Annotated in this window: 1 protein-coding gene; it reads left to right on the top strand. The window is 64.7% G+C overall.

The genetic code is table 11. From position 1 onward, the window contains the following. Positions 1 to 405 (top strand): L,D-transpeptidase family protein (locus G3I71_RS53130; protein ID WP_164325485.1); only part of this gene is annotated, 405 nt, incomplete at both ends.

The raw sequence follows: 405 nt of genomic DNA, 5'->3' as shown, positions 1-405 counted from the left end.
GTCGCTGCCTATCAGCAGGCGGCCGGGTTGCCGGCAGACGGGGTGGCCGGGCCGCGCACCGTTGCGCGGCTAAATCGCGGCACCGGACCCGAGGCCGAGGCGATCCTCGTCGCGTTGGAGCGCATGCGCTGGATGCGCGGTCATGATCTGGCTGCCCGTCACGTCTGGGTGAACCTGCCCGAGTTCAACGCCCGCATCTATGAGAATGGACAGGAGATCTTCGAAACCCGCGTGGTCGTCGGCAAAGCCAACCGCGAGTTCGAAACGCCCGAATTCACCGAGTTGATGAAATACATGGTGGTCAACCCGCGCTGGAACGTGCCGCGCTCGATCACGGTCAAGGAATACCTGCCGCGGCTTCAGGCCAACCGTCATGCGGTCGGCCATCTGGACGTGGTGGATGGG

This window comes from Streptomyces sp. SID12501 (genome assembly GCF_010550245.1).
Lineage (GTDB): Bacteria > Actinomycetota > Actinomycetes > Streptomycetales > Streptomycetaceae > Streptomyces.
This window is presented reverse-complemented; position numbering and strand designations above follow the sequence as displayed.